This window comes from Pantoea sp. CFCC18177, assembly GCF_059412425.1.
Window position 1 is genome coordinate 170679 of sequence record NZ_JBNBPL010000008.1, and the last position, 24268, is coordinate 194946.

At 54.4% G+C, this 24268-nt stretch carries 22 protein-coding genes; 20 read left to right on the plus strand and 2 right to left on the minus strand.

Annotated elements, in window-relative coordinates; translation table 11 throughout:
• Positions 1–6: 6 nt before the first annotated feature.
• The 9 genes from ACPUC8_RS10855 (at position 7) to ACPUC8_RS10895 (ending at position 9534) form a co-directional block, all read left to right on the plus strand.
• Positions 7–573 carry an MSMEG_0567/Sll0786 family nitrogen starvation N-acetyltransferase gene (locus ACPUC8_RS10855; protein WP_494926260.1) on the plus strand — a complete coding sequence of 189 codons (567 nt, stop codon included), beginning with the start codon at positions 7–9 and terminating at the stop codon, positions 571–573.
• The gene (locus ACPUC8_RS10860; RefSeq protein ID WP_494926261.1) at positions 566–1528 is read left to right on the plus strand and encodes a sll0787 family AIR synthase-like protein; all 963 of its coding nucleotides are present in this window, start codon (positions 566–568) and stop codon (positions 1526–1528) included. The genes ACPUC8_RS10855 and ACPUC8_RS10860 overlap by 8 nt, the downstream gene beginning before the upstream one ends.
• Before the next feature lie 12 nt (positions 1529–1540).
• On the plus strand, positions 1541–1831 hold the full coding sequence (locus tag ACPUC8_RS10865) for an MSMEG_0570 family nitrogen starvation response protein (protein WP_494926262.1): 291 nt from the start codon (positions 1541–1543) through the stop codon (positions 1829–1831).
• 17 nt (positions 1832–1848) lie between these two features.
• The gene (locus ACPUC8_RS10870; protein WP_494926263.1) at positions 1849–3111 is read left to right on the plus strand and encodes an MSMEG_0569 family flavin-dependent oxidoreductase; all 1263 of its coding nucleotides are present in this window, start codon (positions 1849–1851) and stop codon (positions 3109–3111) included.
• Positions 3092–4774 (plus strand): AMP-binding protein, encoded by a 1683-nt coding sequence (locus ACPUC8_RS10875; RefSeq protein ID WP_494926264.1) that lies wholly within the window; start codon positions 3092–3094, stop codon positions 4772–4774. The genes ACPUC8_RS10870 and ACPUC8_RS10875 overlap by 20 nt, the downstream gene beginning before the upstream one ends.
• A gap of 218 nt (positions 4775–4992) precedes the next feature.
• The gene (locus ACPUC8_RS10880; protein ID WP_494926265.1) at positions 4993–6228 is read left to right on the plus strand and encodes an MFS transporter; all 1236 of its coding nucleotides are present in this window, start codon (positions 4993–4995) and stop codon (positions 6226–6228) included.
• Positions 6229–6245: 17 nt separating this feature from the next.
• Positions 6246–7301: a sugar phosphate isomerase/epimerase family protein gene (locus ACPUC8_RS10885; protein ID WP_494926266.1), complete on the plus strand. Its 1056-nt coding sequence runs from the start codon at positions 6246–6248 to the stop codon at positions 7299–7301.
• Between the two features lie 11 nt (positions 7302–7312).
• The gene (locus ACPUC8_RS10890; protein ID WP_494926267.1) at positions 7313–8464 is read left to right on the plus strand and encodes a Gfo/Idh/MocA family protein; all 1152 of its coding nucleotides are present in this window, start codon (positions 7313–7315) and stop codon (positions 8462–8464) included.
• Positions 8465–8553: 89 nt separating this feature from the next.
• A complete protein-coding gene (locus tag ACPUC8_RS10895; protein ID WP_494926268.1) occupies positions 8554–9534 on the plus strand; it encodes a LacI family DNA-binding transcriptional regulator in 981 nt (326 codons plus the stop codon).
• 5 nt (positions 9535–9539) lie between these two features.
• Here the strand turns inward: ACPUC8_RS10895 and ACPUC8_RS10900 are convergent, their stop codons facing one another.
• Both ACPUC8_RS10900 and fhuE read right to left on the minus strand, forming a co-directional pair.
• Positions 9540–10385 carry a sugar phosphate isomerase/epimerase family protein gene (locus tag ACPUC8_RS10900; protein WP_494926269.1) on the minus strand — a complete coding sequence of 282 codons (846 nt, stop codon included), beginning with the start codon at positions 10383–10385 and terminating at the stop codon, positions 9540–9542.
• A gap of 267 nt (positions 10386–10652) precedes the next feature.
• The gene (fhuE, locus tag ACPUC8_RS10905; protein ID WP_494926270.1) at positions 10653–12836 is read right to left on the minus strand and encodes a ferric-rhodotorulic acid/ferric-coprogen receptor FhuE; all 2184 of its coding nucleotides are present in this window, start codon (positions 12834–12836) and stop codon (positions 10653–10655) included.
• Positions 12837–13541: 705 nt separating this feature from the next.
• On the opposite strand from fhuE, the gene ACPUC8_RS10910 reads away from it, so the two are divergent.
• The 11 genes from ACPUC8_RS10910 (at position 13542) to ACPUC8_RS10960 (ending at position 24266) form a co-directional block, all read left to right on the plus strand.
• On the plus strand, positions 13542–14000 hold the full coding sequence (locus ACPUC8_RS10910; RefSeq protein WP_494926271.1) for a PTS sugar transporter subunit IIA: 459 nt from the start codon (positions 13542–13544) through the stop codon (positions 13998–14000).
• A gap of 52 nt (positions 14001–14052) precedes the next feature.
• Positions 14053–14334, plus strand: coding sequence for a PTS sugar transporter subunit IIB (locus tag ACPUC8_RS10915; protein WP_494926272.1), 282 nt, complete (start codon positions 14053–14055; stop codon positions 14332–14334).
• Between the two features lie 14 nt (positions 14335–14348).
• Entirely contained in the window at positions 14349–15737 is a 1389-nt protein-coding gene (locus ACPUC8_RS10920; protein ID WP_494926273.1) for a PTS galactitol transporter subunit IIC, read from the plus strand.
• A gap of 92 nt (positions 15738–15829) precedes the next feature.
• Positions 15830–17326, plus strand: a complete 1497-nt coding sequence (locus ACPUC8_RS10925; protein WP_494926274.1) for an FGGY-family carbohydrate kinase — start codon at positions 15830–15832, stop codon at positions 17324–17326.
• Positions 17327–18370 carry a zinc-dependent dehydrogenase gene (locus tag ACPUC8_RS10930; protein WP_494926275.1) on the plus strand — a complete coding sequence of 348 codons (1044 nt, stop codon included), beginning with the start codon at positions 17327–17329 and terminating at the stop codon, positions 18368–18370.
• Between the two features lie 173 nt (positions 18371–18543).
• On the plus strand, positions 18544–19287 hold the full coding sequence (locus ACPUC8_RS10935; protein ID WP_494926276.1) for a GntR family transcriptional regulator: 744 nt from the start codon (positions 18544–18546) through the stop codon (positions 19285–19287).
• A 5-nt stretch (positions 19288–19292) separates the two neighbouring features.
• Positions 19293–20132 carry a class II aldolase gene (locus ACPUC8_RS10940; RefSeq protein WP_494926277.1) on the plus strand — a complete coding sequence of 280 codons (840 nt, stop codon included), beginning with the start codon at positions 19293–19295 and terminating at the stop codon, positions 20130–20132.
• Between the two features lie 38 nt (positions 20133–20170).
• A complete protein-coding gene (locus ACPUC8_RS10945; RefSeq protein WP_494926278.1) occupies positions 20171–20440 on the plus strand; it encodes an HPr family phosphocarrier protein in 270 nt (89 codons plus the stop codon).
• A gap of 201 nt (positions 20441–20641) precedes the next feature.
• Positions 20642–21433 (plus strand): 5'/3'-nucleotidase SurE, encoded by a 792-nt coding sequence (gene surE, locus ACPUC8_RS10950; protein WP_494926279.1) that lies wholly within the window; start codon positions 20642–20644, stop codon positions 21431–21433.
• A gap of 65 nt (positions 21434–21498) precedes the next feature.
• Positions 21499–22548: a galactitol-1-phosphate 5-dehydrogenase gene (locus ACPUC8_RS10955; protein ID WP_494926280.1), complete on the plus strand. Its 1050-nt coding sequence runs from the start codon at positions 21499–21501 to the stop codon at positions 22546–22548.
• Positions 22549–23012: 464 nt separating this feature from the next.
• Positions 23013–24266 carry an MFS transporter gene (locus tag ACPUC8_RS10960; RefSeq protein WP_494926281.1) on the plus strand — a complete coding sequence of 418 codons (1254 nt, stop codon included), beginning with the start codon at positions 23013–23015 and terminating at the stop codon, positions 24264–24266.
• Positions 24267–24268 lie beyond the last annotated feature (2 nt).

Genomic DNA, 24268 nt, shown 5'->3' on the forward strand with positions numbered 1-24268 from the left:
GGCAAGATGCATCACTATGCGGGTTACACCATCAAATGGGTCACGCTGCCGTGGGAGCGCCAACAGGCATATACGCTGCGCCAGCGAGTGTTTTGCCACGAACAGCAGCTGTTTACCGGCCACGATCTCGACGACATCGACCAGCATGCGCACCTGCTGGTGGCGCTAGGCAGCATGGCGGGCTGGCACGAGGAGGTGGTGGGTACGGTGCGTATTCATCAACTGGAACCGGGTATCTGGATGGGGTCACGGCTGGCGGTGGACAGTGCCTATCGCCGTCAGGGGCAGCTCGGCCCGACGCTGATTCGTCTGGCAGTGTGCAGCGCCCATGCGCTGGGCTGCACGGCCTTTTATGCCCAGGTGCAGCACCAGAACGAACCCCTGTTCAGACGCATGCACTGGCAAACACTGGACTGGCTGGAACTGCGTGGCGTAAAGCACGCGCGGATGCAGGCCGATCTCGACTATTACCCGCCGTGTCACGACCCGCAAAGCGGCATGGTGATCAATACCGCGCCGCGCAGACAGGTGGCGGAGATGCCCGACTTTCTAACCGGAGCGGCCTATGCCTGACACATTAACGGCGTTGATCGCCCGGCTGCACCAGTTCAGCGGCATTGCCCACAAGCGCGATATTCAGCAGGTGGCGCAACAACTGCGGGAGGCATGGCCCAATCCGCAGGCCAATGGCGATGACTGTGCGCTGATCCCGGACGGCGAGGGCTTCAAGCTGCTGGCGATGGAAGGGTTTATCCACCGCTTTGTGGCTGAAGATCCCTGGTTTGCCGGCTGGTGTGGCGTGATGGTCAATCTCAGCGATATCGCCGCGATGGGCGGCAGGCCGCTGGCGGTAGTCAACGCGCTGTGGGATGACGCCTTGCCGCATGCAGAGAAAGTATTGCAGGGCATGGCCGCCGCGTCACGCGCCTATCAGGTGCCGATCGTCGGCGGACATACCAATCTGCGCAGCGATCAACCGCAACTCGCGGTGGCGGTGCTGGGTGAAACGCAGCATCCGCTCAGCAGCTTTGCGGTGCAGCCGGGCCAGACGCTGATGGCGGCCATCAACTTACAGGGACGCTGGCATCCCCCGGGTTTCAACTGGGATGCCGCAACCGAAGCAGAGCCAGCCACATTGCGGCAAGCACTGGCGCTGCTACCCGAACTGGCGGCTGAGGGAGTCATCCAGGCGGCAAAAGATATCAGCCAGGCGGGGCTGGCCGGCACGCTGGTGATGCTGCTGGAGAGCGGAGGCGTCGGAGCGGAGATCGATCTGGCGGCGATCCCCATCCCAGATGAGGTTGAACTGGAGCCGTGGCTGTGCGCCTTCCCCAGCTTTGGCTTTCTGCTGGCAGTCAATCCCGCTGACTGTGCCGCAGTGCAAAGACGCTTTACCGACCGCCACATCGCCTGCGCACCTATCGGACAGGTGACCGCCGATAAGAAACTGATGTTGCAGCACCAGCAGCAGCGCGCCTGTTACTGGGACCTTAACCAACAGCCGCTAACCGGCATGACACATCACTAACAGGAGCGAGCAATGCCTGCGATGCATTTTGTTGTTTGCTGGCCCGACGGCAGCAAAGATACCTGCTATTCGCCTTCCACCGCGATTGAGAAGCACCTGACGGTGAACCATCCCTATACGCTGGAAGAGTTTGTCACCCTCAGCACCCGCGCGCTGGATGAAGCCAGCGAGCGGGTAAAAGCGAAATTTGGTTACTTCTGCTCCAGTGCCATGGATCAGTCTGCGGTGATCACACAGAAAGCCCAGCGGTTTAGCGCCGACCAGCAGGTGACGGTGGAAACCATCACCCCGGTTCCCGTCTGACAATAAGCGAGTACACCATGAACAATCATTATCCTGTGGTCATTATTGGCGGCGGGCAGGCCGGACTCGCCATGAGCTGGAACCTGACGCAGAAAAACATCCGTCATATCGTGCTGGAGCGTCATCAACTGGCGTGGGCGTGGCGGCACCAGCGTTGGGATAATTTCTGCCTGGTGACGCCGAACTGGCAATGCAAGCTGCCGGGCTTTGCTTACGATGGCGATGACCCGCACGGGTTTATGCTGCGCGATGAGATCGTCGCCTATATCGAACGCTACGCGCAGAGTTTTGCCGCACCGTTGCGAGAGGGCGTGACGGTAGAGCGGGTGAGCAAAAGCGACAACGGTTTTGTTTTGCAAACTTCCGTCGGCCCTTTTACGGCGGATCAGGTGGTGGTGGCGGTGGGAAATTACCATCGTCCGCGCTTCCCTGAACTCTCGAAACAGCTTCCCGAGCATATCGTTCAGGTGCATTCCGCTGAGTACAAATCTGCGCAGCAGCTGCCCGAGGGCGAAGTGCTGGTGGTAGGCTCGGCGCAATCTGGTGCGCAGATCGCCGAAGATCTGCATCTGGCGGGGCGTCGCGTGCACCTGTGTGTCGGTAGCGCACCGCGGGTGGCGCGCTTCTATCGCGGACGGGATGTGGTCGACTGGCTGGACGATATGGGGCATTACCGTCTCACCGTTGAGAATCATCCGCTGGGCGAAGATGCACGGCGTAAAACCAACCACTACGTCACCGGTCGCGACGGCGGACGCGATATCGATCTGCGCGCTTTTGCCCTGCAGGGGATGCAACTTTACGGGCGCTTGTTGGGATATCGCGAGGGCCAGTTGCAGACGGGGGACGATCTGCACAGCAACCTCGCTAACGCCGACGCCACCTCGCAAAAAATCAAAGACAGCATTGATGCCTGGATCGCCGAGCAGGGCATCGCTGCACCCGAAGAGCCGCGTTATCAGCCATTGTGGCAGCCAGAGCAATCAGCCAGCGCCATCGATCTCAGCCACATCAGCGCTATTGTCTGGGCCGTCGGTTTCCACACCGATTTCAGCTGGATCGCGTTGCCAGTTTTCAAGGAAAACGGCTATCCGCAACATACGCGCGGCGTCTCGACGCAGCCTGGACTCTATTTCCTCGGGTTGCCGTGGCTCTGGACCTGGGGATCGGGGCGTTTTGAAGGGGTGGGTGAAGATGCAGAGTGGCTCCTGCAGGCCATCGAGCAGCATGGCCAATCTGCGGTGCAGCCGGAGGCAAGCGATGTTAGCGATGCACGTTGAGGAAGATGGCTTCAACCTTGCACTTTGGCAGCAAGAGGCGCAGCGTATTTACTGGCAGCAGCCGTTCCGTCAGGTGGTTGAGGTGATTGAGGGTGGACCGCGCAGCCAGTGGTTTCCCGGTGGCACAACCAATCTCTGCTTTAATGCCCTCGACCGGCATCTGGCCGAGCGCGGCGACCGCTGCGCCATTATCCATCGTGACTATCGGGGCGAGACGCATCGCCTGAGCTATCAGGCACTGTGGCAGCAGGTCAACGCGCTGAGCAGCCTGCTGTTTAGCTGGGGAATAAAAGCCGGTGACCGGGTGCTGATTGCCCTGCCGATGACGCCGCTGGCGGCGGTGGCGATGCTGGCCTGCGCGCGTCTCGGCGCGGTGCATGTGGTGGTTTATTCGGGTATCACCGGTGACGCCCTCGCGCAACGCGTGGCAGCCAGTCAACCTGCGCTGCTGCTGCATCACAGCGAGCGCCGTGGGCGTGGTGATCTACCCGCTATCCCCTGCAACATCGAGGCTATGCGCGTGGTGGATACCGCCTCAAATGCCTTCCTGCAGCAACTGGCCGAACATCAGGGACACACTCAACCCTGCGTCTGGCTGGCATCAGCTGCTCCCTCGCATCTGCTGTTTACCTCCGGCACCACCGGCACGCCCAAAGGCATCGTGCGTGATACCGGCGGTTATGCGGTCGCTCTGCTGGCCAGTCTGCATCACCTGTTTAAACTGCAAGACGATGAGGTGTTCTTCACCTCGGCGGATGTGGGTTGGGTCACGGGCCACAGTTACGGCATCTATGCGCCACTGCTGGCGGGGATCACCACGGTGATGTGTGAGAACAGCCCCTGCAACGCCCCCGGACAACCTTGGTGGCGGATGGTGGAAGAGCTGGGCATCACGCGGATGCTGACCATTGCGGGTGCCATCCGTTTGGCGCGGCAGCAGGGCACACCCCACGCCAGCCTGGCATCCCTGCGCACCTTGTATCTGGCAGGGGAACCGCTCGATCAGGCCACGGACAGCTGGGTGGCGCAACAGTTGTGCGTGCGTTGTGAGAATCACTACTGGCAGACTGAATCCGGCTGGCCGCTATTGGCGGGTCAGGGTACAGCGCTAAGCCCGGTATTTTCGCGCGCTGTGGAGATCATCAATCCGCTTAACGGGGAAACCTGCGATGCGGGCGAAGCCGGGATGTTGATCGTCAATGAAACCCTGGGCCCTGGCGGTATGTCGACCTTATGGCAGGATGATATCCAGCACGATCAACGCTACTGGATACAACGCGATGGCCGCTGGGCTTATGCCACCCACGACTGCGCGGTACAGCAGGGGGGAAAAATCATCCTGCTTGGGCGTCTCGATGATGTGATCAATATTGGCGGAAAGCGCCTCTCTACCGCTGAAGTGGAACAGGCACTGTCAGGAATTGAAGGGATTATCGAAGCGGTGGCGGTGCGTACACCGCATCCTCTGCTGGGGGAGATGATTGCGCTGTATGTGGTGACGGTTGCGTTGAGCCGTGTGCAGGAGAGGGCGCTCAAACGCCTCATCACGCAGCAGGTTGTCTCACGCTGCGGGCGGTTTGCACTGCCGCGTCGCATTTATTTCCGCACCTCTTTACCGAAGACCTTTTCCGGGAAGTTTTTGCGGCGGGAATTGCAGGGGTGACGGGGGTTCAACCGCCAGCCCCGGTGCGGCTCCAGACGGCGTTGGCGCCATTTGCTCAACTGAGAACTGCCCCCCTGACCTCAGAATCTCCCAACCGCGATCCTACTAACATTTCCTTCGAAATGTGATCAACACGCACTTAATTCATTTTGTAATCGATTACTTTACGCTTGAATTGATTTTGTAATCGATTACTTTATGCATGCGAGGGTTCTGATATGTCGGCTATTCAAAGTGAAAAAAGCGGAGTGGTGCCCCAGCGAATGCTGGTTCCCAGACTCTCGCTGATGATGTTCATGCAGTTTTTCATCTGGGGCAGTTGGTCGGTGACCTTGGGTCTGGTGATGAGCAACCACAACATGTCGTTGCTGATTGGTGATGCTTTCTCCGCCGGGCCGATCGCCTCAATCTTGTCGCCGTTTGTTTTGGGTATGCTGGTAGATCGTTTCTTCCCGTCACAGAAAGTGATGGCGGTGATGAATCTGGCAGGCGCGGTGATCCTATGGTTCGTGCCTGGCGCACTGGAGGCGGAAAACGGTGCACTGCTGATTGCGCTGCTGTTTGGCTATACCTTGTGCTTCATGCCGACGCTGGCGCTGGCGAATAACATTGCTTTCCACAGCCTGACCCGCAGTGACAAAAGTTTCCCGATTGTGCGCGTGTTCGGCACCATTGGCTGGATTGTCGCGGGGATCTTCATCGGCGTGACGGGTATTTCGGCCAGCACCGGCATCTTCTTGCTGGCGGCGATCTGTTCGGTCGCGCTGGCGATTTACAGCCTGACGCTGCCGCATACGCCTGCACCCGCTAAAGGGCTGCCGCTGAGAGTGCGCGATCTGTTTTGTGCCGATGCCTTTGCGCTGCTAAAAATCCGCCACTTCTTCATCTTTGCCCTGTGCGCCACGCTGATCTCCATTCCGCTCGGCACCTATTACGCCTTCACCGCCTCATGGCTGGCAGATGCTTGCGTACAGGACGTCAGTACCGTGATGTCATTTGGTCAGATGTCGGAAATCGCCTTTATGCTGGTGATCCCCCTGCTGTTCCGCCGCCTCGGGGTGAAATACATGCTGTTGGCGGGCATGTGCGCCTGGTTTATTCGTTACGCCCTGTTTGCCCTCGGCATGAGTGATGAAAGCCGGATGCTGATCTATCTCGGCATCCTGTTACACGGCGTCTGTTACGACTTCTTCTTCGTAGTGGGATTCATCTACACCGACCGCATTGCCGGCGAGAAGGTGAAAGGCCAGGCGCAGAGCATGGTGGTGATGTTCACCTATGGCATTGGCATGCTGCTGGGATCGCAAATTTCCGGCGCGCTCTACAACGGCCTGGTGGCGGGCCAAGGCACCCCCCAGAACTGGGCAACATTCTGGTGGATCCCGGCGGTGGCCGCCGCCGCGATCGCCATTCTTTTCCTCTTCACCTTTAAATATCGGGATGAAGCGGTTTGATTTAACAGGAGGTGGACGTGAAAACGTTAAAAGGACCGGGCATTTTTCTGTCGCAGTTCATTGGAGAAAAGGCGCCATTCAATTCACTGGAGGGGCTGGCGCAGTGGGCATCCGCGCTGGGCTACCGGGCGTTGCAGATCCCCTGCAACCATCCGGCGATTTTTGACCTGAATAAAGCGGCCAGCAGCCAGACCTATTGCGATGACATCACCGGGCTGCTGGCGAGCTATGGTCTGGAAGTGAGTGAACTTTCAACGCACCTTGAGGGGCAACTGATTGCGGTCCATCCGGCACATGACGTCGCTTTTGACGGCTTCGCGCCAGCCGCCGTGCGCGGTGATAATCGCAAACGCACCGCCTGGGCGATCAATACTGTGAAGCAGGCAGCGGCGGCATCGGCAAAGCTTGGGTTGAGTGCACATGCGACCTTTTCTGGCTCTCTGGCCTGGCCGTATCTCTACCCCTGGCCGCCGCACAATCCACAGCTGCTGGATGAGGCGTTCAGTGAGCTGGCGCGTCGCTGGCAGCCGGTGCTGGACGAGTTTGATCGCCACGGCGTTGACGTCTGCTATGAAATTCATCCGGGTGAAGATCTGCATGATGGCGTCACCTTTGAGCGTTTCCTGGAGCGGGTTAACCATCACCCGCGCTGTAACATCCTGTTCGATCCCAGCCATCTGCATCTGCAGCAGATGGATTATCTGCAATTCATCGACATCTACCACTCGCGCATCAAAGCCTTCCACGTCAAGGATGCGGAATACCTGCCCAACGGCCGCAGCGGTGTTTACGGCGGTTATCAGCGCTGGATCGATCGCGCCGGACGCTTCCGATCGCCGGGTGACGGGCAGGTCGATTTCAAAGGCATCTTCAGCAAGCTGGCGCAGTATGACTATGACGGTTGGGCTGTGCTGGAGTGGGAGTGCTGTCTGAAAGACAGCGACACAGGTGCGCGGGAAGGGGCGGCGTTCATCCAACGCCACATCATCCCGGTGGCCGATCGTGCCTTTGATGATTTTGCGGCCCAGGGCGATCAGCAGGCTAACGTGCGCGCCCAGTTGGGTCTGGTTTGAGGAGCATTAAGGTGATTAACGTTGGAATTATCGGCACCGGGTTTATTGGCCCGGCGCACATTGAGGCGCTGCGCCGCCTCGGCAACATCAACGTGGTGGCAATTTGTGATGCCAGCCAACCCGCCGCAGAGGCGCGTGCCGCTGCGCTGAATGTGCCGCATGCCTACAGTGATGTGGCGGCATTTTTAAAACATGAAGGACTGCATGCGGTACACAACTGCACGCCCAACCATCTGCACGCCCCCATTAACCGCCAGATCCTGCGCGCAGGAAAACACGTATTCTCGGAAAAGCCACTGTGTATGACGATGGATGAAGCCCGAGAACTGGTGGAACTGGCTGATCAGGCGGGTGTGGTGCATGGCGTCAGCTTCGTCTATCGCCAGTTCGCCATGGTCCAGCAGGCTGCCAGTATGGTGCGTTATCAGCAACTGGGACGGTTGTTCTCCGCGCAGGGCAGTTACTTACAGGACTGGATGCTGGAAGAGACCGACTACAACTGGCGCGTGGATGCCGAGAAGGGGGGCGCTTCGCGCGCGGTGGCGGACATCGGTTCGCACTGGTGTGACACCATTCAGTTCGTCACCGGCAGAAAAATTGTTGAAGTGATGGCCGATCTCTCGATTGTCTGGCCGACTCGCAAAGCCAGCGTCGGGGATGCCGCCACCTTTGGCGCGTCGTCGGATGAAACCCAGTATGAATCCCGTGAGGTGACCACCGAAGATATGGGCTTTGTGCTGTTTCGCTTTGATGATGGCAGTAAAGGCAGCTTCAGCGTGTCGCAGGTCTCGGCGGGGCGTAAAAACCGTCTTAACCTGGAAGTGAACGGCAGCCTGGGTTCGCTGGCGTGGGATCAGGAGGTGCCGCAGCAACTGTGGCTGGGAAACCGGCACAAGGCTAATCAAGTGTTGTCCGACGATCCGGCGTTATTGAATCCGGACATCGCCAACCGCGCCCGTTTCCCCGGCGGCCATATTGAGGGCTGGCCCGATGCGTTCCGCAATATGATGCAGCAGTTTTACCAGGCGGTGGCGCAGGGCGAAGCCCCCCAACAACGGGATGCCCGCTTCGCCACCTTCCATGATGGTGCGCAGGTGATGGCGATTGTTGACGCGATTGTGCAAAGCCATCAACAGCAGCGCTGGGCCAAAGTCAGCGTTTGATTTATCGCCCGGTTCCGGCCGGGCTAACTTATTGTCTACGCAGATTTATGGTAGCCTGCGTCTCATCTCTCCGAGCAAGAGTTGCTACCATGTCCATCCAGAAAATCGCCCGTTTAGCGGGCGTCTCTGTCGCGACGGTTTCACGCGTGTTGAACAACAGTGAAACGGTCAAAGACAAGAATCGCGAGAAAGTCCTGCAGGCGATCAAAGAGAGCAACTACCAGCCGAATTTACTGGCACGCCAGTTACGCACCGCACGCAGTTCGATGATCCTTGTGCTGGTATCGGATATCTCCAACCCGTTCTGTGCCGAGCTGGTGAAAGGCATTGAAGAACAGGCGGAACAGAACGGCTACCGCATTTTGCTGTGCAACTCCGGTTCTGATATCGCGCGCTCCCGTTCCAGTTTGCAACTGCTGGCAGGCAAAATGGTGGATGGCATCATCACCATGGACGCTTTTAGCAAACTGCCGGAGCTGACACAGCTGATCGGCGAGACGCCGTGGGTGCAGTGCGCAGAACATGCCGACAGCGGGCACATCTCCTGCGTGGGTATCAGTGACATCGATGCGTCACGCCATCTGGTGCGCTATCTCGCCGGACGTGGTCGCCAGCGGATTGCCCTGATCAATCACGATCTCAGCTACAAATACGCCAAACTTCGCCAGCAAGGCTATCAGCAGGAGCTGGATGCGCAACATCGCCACTGGCAGTCAATCGTGTATGCCAGAGAGTTGAGTTTTCAGGCGGGTAAACAGGCCATGAGTGCGTTGTTGCAGGGCAAAGAAAAACCCGACGCGGTGTTTGCCGTCTCCGATACGCTCGCAGCGGGTGCGATGTCCGCCATTGAGCAGGCCGGTCTGCGCGTGCCGCAAGATATCGCCGTGGCAGGTTTTGATGGCACCGAACTGGCCGAAATGGTGTCACCGCCGCTGACCACCATCGCCCAGCCTTCACGTGAGATTGGTAAAACCGCGTTTGATCTGCTGCTGGCGAAAATCGATAACCCCGCGTCGCCAGCAGAAAGGGTGATGATGGACTGGCATTTGGTGGAGCGTGCCAGTACCTGAAGCGATTAGTGCGGGAGTTTTTCCAGATCGGCACGCAGATTTTTGTGGGAGGTGCTGATAATACTCCACGTATCTTTCGGCTTATCATGCTCGATGATGAACCATTTCACCCCGCTGGCCTGTGCCGCCGGGAGAATGGCCTGCCAGTCCAGCAATCCTTCACCCAGCGGCGCGAAGTTCATTTCGTCATCACGAATCCCGATCGCCGCATTGTCTTTGGCATGAATGGCATAGATGCGGCCGGGGTATTTTTGCAGGAAGCGCACTGGATCCTGGCCACCCCGCGACACCCATGCTGCATCCATTTCCAGTTTGAGATTTTCAGGTTTAGTGTGATCAAGCAGGATCTCCAGCGCGGTGACACCCTGATATTTTTTCATCTCGAAATTGTGGTTGTGATAGCCCAGCTGCAAGCCATCCTTGCGCAGTTTTGCGCCCATCGCGTCCAACCTTTGCGCGTACTGAATCCAGCCTTCCGTGCTGTCCGGTCGGTCAGCGGCTTCAATCCACGGCACAATGATGGTGTGATTGCCCACTGCTTTGTTGAACGCCACCGTCTCCGGATAGCTTTTTTCCAGTGCCGACAACTGCACATGCGAAGAGGTGACCGTCAGGTGGTCCTCTTTCAATAGCGAAGAGAGCTGCTTCGCGTCCAGGCCATGGTCACCCACCAGTTCGACATGTTTGAAACCGGCACGGTGTGCCATGGCGAACTGTTCCGCTGGCGTGCCGACATTTCTTAACGTGTACATCTGCAGCGCGATTTCATTTTCAACATCCGCTGCCTTCCCCTGCAATGTGGTGAGACTCAGTGACGCGATAATGCCTGCCATAATGGAAAATTTTTTCATCAACTTTCATCCTGTTATCGTTAAGTAATCGATTACAAAATACCTCGAAAGTAATCGATTACAAAATGCATGTGCGGAATTTGTGATGTGGGTATGGCTCATAACTGAGGCACGGCCTCAAGCAACGCGGCCTTTTATCAACACGCACTGAGGCTGATAAGCAGGCTGGGGCCGCACCGCGTGAGCGGCGCGAGGATCGCCAGCCCCGGTGCGGCTCCAGACAGCGTTACCGGGGGGTGTTAAACGTTGGTGCACAGGCACCCTTAATCAGAAGCTATAGTTCGCCGAAATCGACACATTACGTGGCTCGCCGTAGACGGTATTGCGGCCGACATCGATGTTATAGGTCTTGTCGAACAGGTTGTTCAGGTTTGCCTGAACGGTAAGCTGTTTCGTCACGCGGTAGCGACCGAACAGATCCACCAGCGCGTAGCTCCCTTGATCGGCATACAGCGTGCTGGCACCGTCCGGTCCTGCGACGTTATCCCAGGTATGCGTTTGCCAGTTAACACCACCGCCGACGGTCAGGTCCTGCAGCATTGGCAGACGATAGCTGGTGAAGAATTTGAACGACGTCTGCGGCTGGGTTGGACTCAGGGGCGCGCCATCACCATCTTTCGCCACATAACGCGTCGCACCAAATGTCATCTGCAGGTTATCGGTGACCGCACCATTAATCTCGAACTCGACGCCCTTGCTGACGGTGCCATTCTGCTCGTAATAAGCGTAATCGGTGCCGCCGTTCACCAGCGCATAATCGGTCGCGCCGAGATGGTCCTGCTCAATGCGGAACACCGCCAAAGAAGCGGTCAGGCGGCTGTTATACCAGTCCCCTTTAATCCCGGTCTCGTAGCTTTTACCGGTGACAAGCGACAGATAGGCACCATTGGCGTCACGATAGGTCTGAGGTTTGAAGATAGAGGTGTAGCTGGCGTAAGCAGAGTAGGTGTCATTGATGTCATACACCAGGCCCGCATACGGCGTGATATTGTTCTTCTCCATATGCTGCGTCAGGGTGTCAGCATTGTATTTGGTGTAACGGGCACCCAGAATCAAATGCAGCGGATCGGCGAGTGAAAGGCGAGTCGCAAGATAGCCTGATTTCTGATGAATGGTGTTGTCCTGAGACAGAGACTGTGGGTCCCAGTCAGGCTCTGGATAGTTACCCCAGTCGTTGAAATTACCGACATCAGCCGACGTAAAGCTGGTCGAGGAGCTGAAGTAACGGTCATTCTGACGAAGATAGGTCACGCCCGCCATCATCTCATGCTGACGACCAAACAACTCATAAGGGCCCGTCACGTAGGCATCGGCGGAGTCTTGTTTACGCTTTGCCGTGTTGTAACCGGTGCCACCTAACAGGTCGTAGCCCGCATAAGGACCGATACCAATCCCGGTGCTCTTGTCGAAATAGCCGTCAATATACAGCAGCTTACTGTCCATGGTGGCTTCGGTATGGGAGCCACTCAGGTTGAATTGCCAGCCGTTGGAGAAGTCCTGCTTCAGGCTGGCAAAGACGGTTTTTGAATCACTGTTGTTGTAAGCCCAGTCAGGTGAAAGGTTGGTACTGCGGTCGTAATTGGTTTTGCTGCCGTCAAGATAGAAGGTCGGCAGACCGCCCCATGTGGCACCAGAAATATTGGTCTCTTCGTAATCGTAACCAACAGAAACATGAGTCGAATCGGTTAAGTCGGCGTCAACCACGCCGTATAGGAATTTCTTGCGGGTGTGATAATGGTCGAGCCAGCTATCGGCATCCTGATAGCCTGCCACCACACGACCACGCACATTACCGGATTCGGTCAGCGGAGCAGACAGATCAGCGACATAACGTTGATTATCCCAGCTGCCATAACTGGCGGAGACATTACCGACAAAGTCTTTGCTGTCTGCATGTTTACGGATCATATTCACCGAAGCGGCCGGGCTACCGGCACCGGTCATTAATCCGGTCGCGCCACGCACCACTTCCACGCGATCATAAATCGCGGTGTCGGAGAGGGTGTCACCAATATTCCACTGCGAATCAATCAGCGTAGGTACGCCATCGATTTGATAGTTATCCACCATAAAACCGCGGGAATAGAAATTACTGCGGTTGGCACCGGAGTTAAATTCGCTGAGGCCGGTGGTATTTTTTAATACATCATTCAGCGTTTCCAGCTGCTGATCTTTCATGCGCTGTTTGGTGATCACGCTGACAGACTGCGGCGTATCACGCGCGGTCAGCGCCATCTTGGTTGAAGCTTTGGTCACCGGAACGTTGTAATCCGTTGCCGCCTGCTGTGCATCACTGCTGCTGGTGGCATTTACCGTTAATGTTTGTTCGTTGCTGGTGGTCTCAGCGGCTTGCGCAATGCCTGAACTGACCAGCATCGCCAACACGGAAAGACGTAAGACACGACGAGACACCTTGCCTGAATCCCTGACGCGCACAGAATCTAAAGACATGTTATTCCTTGCTTATTTTTATATATAAAAACGAAAAATCGCTATAAGTGCTGCAGTTCCGTGATGCCAAAAAGCCAGGGTTGATGAATATCAACGATGACACGGCTGGCGCTGAGCAGGGCGATGGCCACGATTTGTGTTTGAAGGCAAATGAGAAATATACGTATTAAGATTTTCATTGCAAGAGAATAGTGCTGGTGCGGGTGACGATTTAATTCAGCCCATATTAAGAATGCTGAAATATTGCCGTAAGAAATAATAACCAGTGGGTAGAAAGATCCTGGTTAAACCTCGTTAATAGAAAATTAAAGGCGGATAAGTGTGGAATGAAAAGGCATAAAGGATTAGCCGTTAAATACTCTCCAGGCTGCATCCACATAATTGATAACTTCAGAAGCGATCGCTCCGCTTATAAATAAATTTCTTCGTCCCTCCCGCGCATTTCCCCTTACTCGTACTTTTTCCACAGATTAATCTCTTATTTACAACAGCTTGAGCGTATCAAACCTCAAGGCACTCAATTGCTCAGAAATTTTAGTGTGAGCGAAAGCACAAAATCTGAGCGAGTGCATTGCTGATCTGTGCATCACAGGAGTAGGGTTCACTCAGGTTGAACATAGTTGTACATAGACAACCATGCCTGTCACCGATAACTGTGGCTCAGGCAATTCTAAAAATCGGGAACGATAGAGGTAGAAGATGCCATTGAACACATCCTTAGATAGCGAACTCATTCATCTGCACCAGGCACCTCAGGACCGCAAGACGCTGTTCAGCTTCATCACCGATCAGCTGCTGGCAAAAGGGATTGTGGAAGAGAGCTATCGTGAGGCATTGCTGTTGCGCGAGCAAAACCATCCGACAGCCATGCAGTTGGAAACCATGGGCGTCGCCATCCCGCATGTTGATGTGGAACATGTGCGTCACGAACGCCTGGTGGTGGTCACGTGCCCGCAAGGCATTGAGTTCAACCAGGCTGAAGATCCTGATTTGACGATGAAAGTGCACGTCATTTTCTTCCTGCTGCTGAAAGAGAAAGACGCGCACCTCGAATTCCTGATGAAACTCATTTCTTTGTTCCAGAAAACAGCAGAGATGAACGCCTTACTTGCCACTACCTCGGTCGACGAGGTGGTGCAGATGCTGGCTAAAAATCTCGATTAAAAAACCCTACCCCGACGCATTGCTTATCCGATTACCCCTAACGGAGTCTGACATGAATAAGAAAATTATCTTCGCTTGCACCAGCGGTATTGCGACCTCTGCGGTCGCCACCGAAAAAGTGGTCACCTACTGCAAAGAGCAGGGCATCAACGTCGAACCTATCCAGAGCAACATCGGCACCATCGGTTCACAGGATGGCATGGCCGATCTGATTATCGTCACCTCTGCGGTGAAAACCACCCTGCAGACGCCGGTGCTGAACGGATTGCCGCTACTGACCGGTTTCGGTGAAGAGGACCTGCTCGAAAAAATCGTCTCTATTCTGAAGCAATAACAGAGGGCAGACCGATGTTTGAATCATTCTATGGCGGGATACAGTATCTGCTGGGGCTTGGCCCCACCATCATGCTGCCGATTATCATCTTTATCATGGGTCTGTGCCTGGGGGCCGGTTTCAGCAAAGCGCTGCGTTCGGCGCTGACCATCGGCATGGGCTTTATTGGCATCTTCCTGGTGTTCGGGCTGCTGCTTGACCAACTAGGCCCGGCGGCGAAAGACATGGTGAAGCACACCGGAATTAACCTGCCAGTTGTGGACTTAGGTTGGACTCCGCTGGCGGCGATCGCCTGGGCCTCTCAGGTTGCGCCGTTCGTGGTGCCACTGACCATTGGCATTAACGTACTGATGCTGACGTTAAAATGGACGCGTACTGTCAACATTGACGTGTGGAACTTCTGGCACTTCTCGATGGTCGGCGCAATGGTCTACAACGTCACGGGCAGCTTTATGTTCGGGTTGCTGATTGCCGGTGTCACCTCGATCATCACGCTGCTACTGGCGGACTGGTGCGCACCGATGATCCAGAAATACTTCAACTTGCCGGGTATTTCACTGCCGACGCTGTCATCGGCCATCTTCTTCCCGTTCGGACTGCTGGGTAACCTGGTGCTGGATAAAATCCCGGGTATCAACAAGTTGAATGCGGATGCGGACGCGATACAGAAACGCTTTGGTATCTTCGGTGAACCGATGATGCTTGGTGTCATTCTCGGCGCAGGCATTGGCTTGCTGGCGCGCTACGACTTCAAAGGGGTACTGACGCTGGCGATGAGCCTGGGCGCGGTGATGCTGATTATGCCACGCATGGTCAAGCTGCTGATGGAAGGCTTATTGCCTCTGTCAGACGCGGTCAAAAAGTTCTTACGCAAGAAATACCCGGATCGTGATGACCTCTACATCGGCCTGGATATCGCGGTTGCTGTCGGTCATCCATCGGTGTTGTCGACTGCCCTGCTGTTGATTCCGGTCGGTGTGCTGCTGGCGGTAGTCCTGCCGGGTAACCGTCTGCTGCCGTTGGGCGATCTGGCGAATATCTGGGTACCGATCTCGATGGTGGTGCTGGCGTGTCGCGGAAACATTGCGCGTGCCTTTATCCTGGGTATCCCTTTACTGTCGGTCAACCTGTATGTCGCCTCGGCTGCCGCCCCAATCCTGACGTCTGTGGCAAAGAGCATTCACTTCCCGATCAATACCGACAGCGAGATTTCCAGCCTGTTGGATGGCGGTAACCCCTTCCGCTTCTGGATGGTGAAGATCTTCGAAGGTAACCCGATTGCTCTGGCACTTATCCCGGTTATTTTCATCACCTGCATGATGTTGTATCGCATGACAACGAAACAGTTGAAGCGTGAAGAGATGGAAGAGTCGGCGGAACAACAGGCGGCCCTGTCTAAATAAGTCTTAAAGCAGCGTTCAATAAAGGGAAAGGCTGAGTGGTATTTCCCTAGTTCATTCATGGTGGATGTTATTCCCTTCCAGAGGGGAGAGATATGTACGCAATTGGCATTGATGTTGGAACCACAAATTGCAAAGTCTGTTTATATCGCATGGCAGATTTAGTGTTAATACAAAAACAGAGTTTCATGACGCCAAAGAAAATCACCGAACATGGCAGTGATTTTGATATTGATCCCCTGTGGCAGGGGATTGTGGATGGATTAAGCCGTGTGGCGCAGGCGGTTAACAATCCTGAAGATATTGTGAGTATTTCAGTCGCCAGTGTAGGAGAGGCAGGCGTGCTGCTGGATGCGGAGGACAAGGTTATTGGCCCGGTGATGACCTGGTATGACACCCGCACGCAGCCACAACTTGAGCGGGTGATCAGCCGCATGAGCGAAAGTCGCCTGTATGAAATAACCGGTATTCCCGCGCACAGTAATTACAGCCTGAATAAGATTCTCTGGCTGCTGGAGAACAATGAATATTGCCAACCAGCCAGCTGGTTGTGCATGGCGGAATATATCGCTTTCCGTTTAAGCGGTGTCAAACGCGCGGAATACTCGCTTGCCTCCCGTACACTGGCCTTTGATATCACCCGCAATAGCTGGTCTGAGGAAATTTGCTCAGCGCTTGATATTCCGGTTTCACTGTTCAATCCGCTGGTGCCAGCAGGCGAGCCTATCGGCAAGTTACTACCTGAAATCGGCGAGATAACGCACCTTCCCGTGTCGGCCAGCATTTCGATTGCGGGGCACGATCATATGGTTGGTTCTGTTGCCGTCGGCATCACGGATGAGGGGCAGATTCTCAACTCAACCGGCACAACCGAAGGGCTGCTGGTGGTGCTAAAGGCGCCTTCGGCTAGCGCGACCTATTTTCAGTCACGCGTCTCCAACGGCCAGCATGTACTGCCAGACGCCTACACCTTATACGCATCCTTACCCTCGGCGGGTTATGCCATCGAGTGGTTCACCCAGCTTTTTAACCTCAAGCCCGCCGATTTTAACTGCATGACAACCTGGCTGATGAATAAGGGTGCAGCCGAAGCGCCTACGGACAGTTTCCTGATCCCGCATCTGCGCGGCAGCGGTCCGCCCAGAAGGAGCATTCACGCAAAAGGGCTGGTTTATGGCGTGGAGGATCACACCGATTCAGAAGCGTTTTTAAAAGCGGTATTTCACGGCCTTTGCTATGAGTTGCGTCATCTGCTGGAGACCTATGAAAACCTGACGGGTCAGCACTGGTCATCGGTCATGGTGATTGGTGCCGCTTGTCAAAACCCGTACTGGCTGCAGTTGAAGGCGACCATTCTCAACCGGGAAATCGTTGCCTGCAAAATTCCCGAAGCGGTCAGTCTGGGGGCCGCCATGTTGGGTGCGCGCGGCGTAGGTTGTGAGGTGGGAAAAGTGGATCTGCCCGAAGAAGCACGGGTGCGCTATCGACCCGATGCCCAGGCGGCAGCCCGCTTCGCGACGGTCTATCACCAGATTTACAAGCATCTCTATGAGAGCAAAATCCATATTGAAAATCAGATAAGCAGGATGTGAATGATGAAAGCCAGCGTCTATTACAGCAAAAACGATATCCGCTACGAGGATGTCCCGGTACCTGAGCTTGAGGACGGCGACATACTGTTAAAAATGAAGAGCTGCGGGCTGTGCGGGACGGATATTCATAAAGCGCAGCACCAGACGGTCACCGGCCCGGTGGTGCTCGGGCATGAAGTTGCTGCTGAAGTGGTGAAAGTCGGCAAACGCGTCACCAAATTTCGGCCTGGCGACCGCGTCGTCACCGCTATTCACGTGCCGTGCTTTAGCTGCCATTACTGCGATCGAGGTCATTTCACTCTGTGTGAGCAGTTCAAGCCGACGAATATTGAACCGGGCGGCTTTGCAGAGTTCATTCGCTTACCGGAGCTGCATGTTAAACATCTGACGCACAAAATCCCCGAAGGCGTCTCCTGGGAGAAAGCCGCGATGGTGGAACCGATCGGGTGTTGTCTGCATGGGCTCAAGCAGGCAGTGATTACGCCCGGCTGCAGCGTGCTGGTGATGGGCTCTGGCACTATCGGACTGCTCAGTGCGCAACTGTCCGCGATGATGGGCGCGGCAAACGTGATGGTGTCTGACCTGTCACCGTTCAAGCTTGACCTTGCCCTGCGATTGGGGATCAACCATGCCATCAACCCCGCAAAAGAGAATCTGGAAGCGCGCATTAATGACATTACGCAAGGGATGGGGGTGGATGTGGTGGTGATCGCGGCGGGCGTCTCTGCGCTTCTGCCGCAAGCCATCAACCTGTTGCGCCGCGGAGGACGCGTGGTGGTCTTCTCCCCTTTCGACCACAACAACATGGTCAGCATTGATGCGGCGCGCTTTTTCCGCGATGAAATCTCGGTGATTGGTACTTACTCGCTCTCCTCTTACGAGATGCCGGAAGCCGTCGAAATCATCCGCCAAAACCGCATCAATGTGGACGACATGATCACCCATACCTATCCGCTGTCACAGTTGGGCGAGGCGATTGAGTTTGCCTCCAATCCCAATAATAACGTGTTGAAGGTGATCATGCAGATGGATGAACAGCCGTAAAAAACGGGATGCATGATTGATGATATTCCCCACGCAGCCGCCCGGTTACCGGGGGCTGTCGGCACAGAATTTGTGAGGCAGATCGTTTGTGAATAGCGGGAAATCAGGTTATGTTCGGGCGATACTTGTGCATAGACGTACATAGACGATCTTAATGACAGAGGGAACATCGCATGAATACCGTTTTGAAAGATTCTGAAGTGCCACTTTACCTTCAGGTCTCAGAGTGGATCCGTGAAAACATCTATAAAGGTGACCTGACCACCGGTGACCGCGTGCCATCAGAAAACCAGATCATGGAGATGCTGGGCGTCAGTCGGGGCACGGTGAAAAAAGCCGTGACGATGCTGGTTAATGAAGGGCTGTTGGTTCAGGTGCAGGGCAAAGGCACCTTTGTGAAAAGTGAGAACATTTCTTACTCCCTGGGGGAAGGATTGCTTTCATTCGCCGAGTCGCTGGAAAGCCAGCACCTGCACTTTGAAACGCAGGTGATCGAATCCCGTCGCGATGTGGCTTCTAAGCTGGTGGCCTCCAAGCTGGGCATTGAAGTGGGCGCGCCGATTCTCTACCTGAAACGTGTGCGTAGCGTGGAAGGGGAAAAGGTGATGTTAATTGAAAACCGCATCAATCTTGCTCACTGCCCAGGCATTGAAGAGATCGATTTCAATAAAAATAACCTGTTCCCAACGGTAGAGCGACTTTCAGGTAAGAAAATCGCCTCTTCAGAAAGCCGATACGCGGCAAAGATTATTGGCGCTGAGCGGGGGCATTATTTAGAAGTGCATGAAGATGCGCCGGTATTGCACCTGGAGCAGATTGTCTATTTCGAAAATAACATTCCACTGGAGTTCGGCAACGTCTGGCTGAAATCCGACAAATATTATTTAGGTACGGTTCTTCAACGAAGAGAGAGGTAAATGTTATGCCATTAGTGAACGGTAATATTCTGCTGAATAGCATCCGGGAAAAACGCGTTTTAGCGGGCGCGTTTAATACCACCAATCTGGAAACCACCATTTCTATTCTGGATGCGATTGAGCGCTCAGGCCTGCCAAACTTTATCCAGATTGCCCCGACCAACGCCAAGCTGTCGGGTTACGATTATATTTACGAAATCGTGAAAAAGCGTGCGGCCACCATGGACGTCCCGGTCAGCCTGCACCTTGATCACGGTAAAGAACTCGATGACGTTAAGCAGGCGGTTCGCGCGGGCTTTACGTCGGTGATGATCGACGGAGCAGAACTGCCGTTTGAAGAGAATATTGCTTTCACTAAGGCGGCCGTCGACTTCTGCAAATCCTTTGGGGTGCCAGTAGAAGCGGAACTGGGTGCCATCCTCGGGAAAGAGGATGATCACGTCAGTGAAGCAGACTGCAAAACCGATCCCAAACAGGTGCTGCGCTTTGTCCAGGAAACGGGTTGCAGCATGCTGGCAGTATCGGTGGGCAATGTGCACGGTCTGGAAGATATCCCGCGTATCGATATTCCCTTATTGCAGGAAATTGCCTCACTCTGTCCGGTGCCGTTGGTGATCCACGGTGGCTCAGGGATTGATGAAAATATTATTCGCAGCTTCGTCAAATACAATGTAGTGAAGGTCAATATCGCCAGCGATTTGCGCAAAGCTTTTATCACCTCCGTGGGCAGAGCCTGGACCGAGAATAATAATGAAGCGAACCTGGCGCGCGTGATGAACAGCGCAAAAGCCGCGGTTGAAGCTGACGTTTTCAGCAAAATTCAGATGATGAACCGCGCCTCGTAATATTATTTATCGATTGACCTGCAAACGGGTATTTTAAAATGATTAGAGAAAATATACGTGTTGTTAACAGCACGGGCCTCCACGCGCGCCCGGCAGCCACGCTGATAAAAGCCATTAAAAAGTATGAGTCATCTGTTACCCTGGTGAATGGCGAAAAACAGGTGATTTTAAAAGGATTAATGAGCGTATTGGGCGCAGGCGTTAAGGGTCATTCCAATATTGAAATTATCGTTGACGGTGCGGATGAGCATGACGCGATGAGTGAAATTAAAGGCTTATTTGCCAGTGGATTTGGCGAAAAAGAATAATCCTTAAACCCGACTGACGTTAATTTACCCAAAATAATTCGAGTTTCAGGAAGGCGGCAAGTGCATGAATCCTTAGGAGCTTACTGAAGTAAGTGACTGAGGTGAATGCACGCAGCCAACGCACCTGTAACTTGAAGTATGAAGGGTATAATTTGGAGCTATGCTTCAGGGCATCTTACGTCCGGAAAATGGAGAAGCACGATGTCACAAAAGCTTTTTAACCGAATTTTGCTCGCCAACGATGACGGTATTGATGCCCCGGGTATCCAGCTGCTTGAGCAGGTCGCGAAACATTTCGCCAATGAAGTCTGGGTTGTTGCGCCCGCCACCGATAAAAGTGGCGTGTCGAACTCGATCAGTCTGCGTGAGCCGGTGCGCGTTGAACCGCGCGGTGTCAGGAAGTTTGCGGTTCACGGCACACCGGCGGATTGCGTCGCGGTCGCGGTACGGCACCTGATGAAGCACTCTCCGCCGGACGTCTTACTATCGGGGATTAACAGCGGTTCAAATATCGGATTTGAAACGGTACTTTCCGGTACCGTTGGCGCGGCGATTACCGGGGTATTGCTGGGTATTCCCTCCATCGCACTCAGCCAGGATAGACGCCCGCAAGATCAGCCGGACTGGCAAACCGCTGAAGCACAGTGCCAGCCGGTGCTGCAAAAGCTGTTCGACGCGGGGCTGCCAACGGAGTGCTGCCTGAACGTGAATTTCCCCAATCTGCCGCCAGAGCAGGTGAAGGGCATCAAGGTCACGCGACAAGGCATTGGCAGGGTGAAGGGGATGACGGTCACGCCAACCACCGATCCACACGGTGAGGATTACTTCTGGCTGCGTGTCGAACACGGCGTGACGGATCTACCGGAAAATGCCGAAGTGTCGGCCGTGGCGGCGGGCTACATTTCGGTGACGCCTCTCACCTGGGAACGCACATCGCAGCAGGTGTGGTCGGCGCTGTCTGAGCAGTTAGCCATGTCAGAGCCGCCACGATAAATCCATCCGTCAGCGATCGCGGTCTGCACGCAGGCCGTGATCTGACTTTTGTATCAGGTAATGATATGCAAGCACTGAATTTATACGGCAAGCAGGACGTCAGATATGAAAGTGTGCCAATGCTGCAGATTGAGCGAGAAGACGATGTCATTATTCGTGTAAAAACCGCTGGCGTTTGTGGCTCTGATATTTCTCGTTTTGGCAAAATCGGTTCCTACAACCCGGGCTTAACCTGGGGCCATGAGTTTGCGGGCGTGGTAGAAACGGTTGGTAAAAGTGTCACGACCGTAAAACCCGGCGACAGAGTGGTGGCCTGTCCCTGTTTCCCCTGCTTTGCTTGCGAACATTGCGGGCAGGCGCAATATGCCAAATGTCTCGATCTCCGGGTATTAGGGGGCCATCGTAAAGGGGCGTTTGCGGAGTATGTCAGTGTGCCCGCTGCAAACGTTGTGCCGATCCCCGATGAGCTGGGGTTTGACGCTGCCAGTTTCGTGGAACCCTCAGCGGTGGTAGTGCATGGCCTGGATCAGGTCATCATCAAAGCGGGCAGTTCGGTCGCGGTGGTGGGGTGTGGCACCATTGGCCAGTTGGCGGTGCAGTGGACGCGTATTTACGGTGCCGGAAAAGTGTATGCCCTGGACACCGACAGCAAGAAGTTAGCGGTGGCGACTCAGGCGGGCGCGGATGCGGGTTTTGATGTCACCGCCACCGATTTTCAGCAACGATTTGTCGAAGAGACGGCGGGCAGAGGCGTGGATTTGGTGATTGAATCCTCTGGCAATGCAGCGGGAATCGTGAGTGCCATGAATCTGGCCTCCAAAGGGGGAACGGTTCTGTTGCTGGGCATCCCTTATGGTGATGTTGCTTTTGACCGCACCAGTTTTGAAAAAATCATCCGCAACGAGCTAACGGTGCGCGGATCCTGGAACTCACTCTCTGCGCCATTCCCCGGCAGAGAGTGGCAAACATCACTGGAATATATGAAGAAAGGGCTGTTAAATCCCTCGCTGCTTGTGACTCATCGTATTGCTCTGCACGAGGCACCCGATATATTCCCTCAGCTTTACGCCAGAGAGTTTCATTTTATCAAAGTCCTGATTAATATCGCGTCCTGAACACTGACCTGACTATTACTTTCCATTTAAATCTCCCATATGGGCGCATAATGCTGCGCCCATCTCACGTTCGAATTTCACCTGCGCTATTCATTCGAGATATTTTTATTGTGTAAACCGCCTTGCTGAATATATCTTCGGATAGAGTGTAACTATCACTTGGTGTGACTATTGCAGAAAGGTTTGACGCGCCATTTTATGAACTTGTGTTCAGGCTATTAATTGAAAATATACATATGTTCAATGATGTATCAAAAGATTTTTGATTTAATCTTAAAATATCCTATTTTAGTGATCGCTATCCCGTATTTAGGGTTTTCATCTCATGCTTTGCTGATTTTGATCATATCATTTGTTCGCAAGGTGATTATTTGTTCATGATGTATTTAGATAGGATTAGCCATTAACAAACTGTTTCTAATGAAAAAAATCAAAAATTATCGAATTCAACACGGGATGCGTTTATGGACTTACAAATAGCGAAGAAAACACCCCTGTCAGCACGTTACTACACGATATATCTGATCTTTATTGCGTGTATCGGCTGGTCTCTTGCGTCATACGATGTCAATTTACTGGTTCTGGCACTGCCTGAAATGTCCAAAGAGTTGCAAATATCCGAGCAAATGCTGGGTATATTAGGATTCTTTGTTTATGGCGCGCAGTTTATTATTACGTTAATTGTCGGCTACAGCATGGATAAGGTCGGACGCAAAGTTTTGTGGATGATTTGTTTATGCGGCACAGCGCTGTTCACCGGGGCGACGTATTTCGTGGAGAACTTCTGGCAATTAGTGCTGGTTCGCGCGTTGGCTTCGGGTCTGGCTTATTCTGAACTGGCGGTCTCTATTACATTAGTCAATGAACAGCTGCCGGCGAAAAACCGTGGCTTGCTTTATTCGATCGTGCAGGGTGGCTGGCCGTTAGGGGTGTTCTTTGCTTCAGCGGTGTATATGGCCTTTGGCGACCTCGGCTGGCGCATTGTATTTTTACTCGGCACTATTCCTATCGCGGTAGTGATTCTGGGACGTGTGTTCATCAAAGAGTCGGCGCGTTTCGAGCACGAGAAATCGGTCGGCAGTACCGACAGTAACCCGGTCAAAGAGATCCTCGCCTCACCGGTACTGAAAAAACGCATTCTTACCATGGCAGCCTGCTGGATATCCTATGGCATCAGCTATGTCGCCAGTAATTTCTATATCACCTGGTGGCTGACGCAGCGCAAGGGATTCAGCGGCCATCAGGCCAGTGAGTTGATGCTCTATTGCGGCTTTATTGGTTTCTTCTTCTACATCATCGGCGGCTGGCTGGGTGAGAAGTTTGGCCGTAAAAAAGTGATCACCTTTGCCGCGCTCTCCGTGGCGCCCCTCAGCCTTATTTTGCTGTTCAGTGAGAGTTTCTGGTTAGTGGTGGCGGTGTACTTCTTAATTTTCCAGGTCACCAACGGCATATGGGCCTCGGCGGGCTACGTCTATCAAAGCGAAAGCTTCCCGACGCGGGTGCGTGGCACGGCGATTGGTTTCCTCTCTTCGATGATGGTATTGGGCTTCGTGTTAGGCAGCGGGTTGTGGACACTGGCCAGCTCGCTACACAGTGCATCGGCCACTTGGGTCATTGTGGCGGTGATTGGATCGCTGGGAATGTGGGCCACGCTGTTCCTGAAAGAGATCAAGACCGGTCAGGATATTGACGCCGAATTTGACCGCCAGCTGGGGTGAAG